The sequence below is a fragment of the Kocuria salsicia genome (assembly GCF_007681555.1).
GTDB lineage: Bacteria > Actinomycetota > Actinomycetes > Actinomycetales > Micrococcaceae > Kocuria > Kocuria salsicia.
Genome location: NZ_VELE01000029.1, coordinates 1 through 1,391 on the forward strand (window position 1 = coordinate 1; position 1,391 = coordinate 1,391).

Annotated in this window: 3 protein-coding genes; 2 read left to right on the plus strand and 1 reads right to left on the minus strand. The window is 62.3% G+C overall.

Annotation, left to right across the window (positions count from 1 at the left end; translation table 11 throughout):
• Positions 1-65 precede the first annotated feature (65 nt).
• The gene (locus FS770_RS14360) at positions 66-434 is read left to right on the plus strand and encodes an IS5 family transposase (protein WP_222126531.1); all 369 of its coding nucleotides are present in this window, start codon (positions 66-68) and stop codon (positions 432-434) included.
• Positions 373-936, plus strand: coding sequence for an IS5 family transposase (locus FS770_RS14365; RefSeq protein ID WP_222126532.1), 564 nt, complete (start codon positions 373-375; stop codon positions 934-936). Before FS770_RS14360 ends, FS770_RS14365 begins: the two co-directional genes overlap by 62 nt.
• Before the next feature lie 3 nt (positions 937-939).
• On the opposite strand, the gene FS770_RS13545 is transcribed toward FS770_RS14365, so the two are convergent.
• The coding region (locus tag FS770_RS13545) for a GNAT family N-acetyltransferase (protein WP_145012780.1) at positions 940-1,391 on the minus strand (452 nt) is incomplete at its 5' end.

The window sequence follows — 1,391 nt, forward strand, 5'->3', positions numbered from 1 at the left end:
CCTAGGTCGTGTTGCTAAACGGCCGGCCGGAACCGTTCGGTCATCCTTGGATTGTGTCGCGTGACGTGATCTCGGACGAGACGTGGTCTGTGATCGGTCCGCTGTTCCCGCCTGCAAAAACGAGAGGACGTCCGCCAGTCGATCGTCGGGTCATCGTGGAAGCGGTGGTGTGGCGGTTCCGGACGGGCGCTCCGTGGCGAGACCTGCCGGAGCGGTTCGGAAACTGGAACACGATCTACCGCAACTTCGACCGATGGGCGAAGGACGGCCTTTGGGCGCGTGTTCTCGAACAGGTACAAGGCGTAGCCGAACGCAATGGGGATATTGACTGGGTGGCGTCGATCGATTCCACGATCACACGCGTGCATCAGCATGGAGCGACACTGCCACGGGATAAAAAGGGGCACTACGAACTACAACAAGTCCACCGCTGAGCCGTCGGACCACGCGATCGGCCGGTCGCGAGGCGGGCTCACAACGAAGACACATCTCGTTTGCGACGGCAGAGGCCGACCGCTCGGGTTTGTTGTAACCGGCGGTCAGGTCGCCGACACCATCATGTTGCCGGTGACGCTGAACCAGATCCGCGTCCCGACCGCTGGGCGTCCGCGACTTCGGCCGGACCGGTTGCGCGCCGACAAGGGATACCCATCGAAAGCCAACCGTGCGTGGTTGCGGGCACGGGACGTCAAGACGACGATCCCTGAGCGCAACGATCAAATCGCGCATCGCCGAAAGCGTCCGGGCCGGCCCATTGTGTTCGACGCGGACGACTACAAAGGCCGGAACGTCGTCGAGCGGTGTTTCAACCGGCTGAAACAGTGGCGGGGCATCGCGATGCGCTCCGACAAGACCGCCCGTAACTACCACGCAGCACTTTGCCTCGCCGCGACCCTGCTGTGGGTCGAGAGACCCAGCTCTTCTCCTCCGGACTGACTTTCAGTTTGCCGATGCCGATACGGCGTAGGTAGATTCCTCGACGCCTCGCCCGTCCGTTGTGAGCGTCGTCGCGACCAGTTTCATTCCAAGCCGCTCGCAAAGCTCACGCGAAGATTCGTTGGCGGCGTCGGTCTTAGCTATCACTTGAAGGAAGCCCCAGTCGCTGAGGGCAGCAGCCAGGAGCGCGCCCACAGCTTCAGTTGCCAGGCCCTTCCCGCCGAAACAGGGGTTGAACACGTAACCAATCTCGGCGCTGTCATCGTGATGCCAGACGAGTCCGACCTCTCCAACAACTTCGCCTGTCTCAAGAAGCTCGACAACCAGAACCAGCTCGTCGCCGGGGCCGTCGAACCGCGCTGCAGCGTACATAGAGAGCTCACTCGCGGTGTGCTCCCGAGTCCACGTTCCAGCGCTCAGGTACTGAGCCACGTCCGGTCTCGACCTATAGGCGA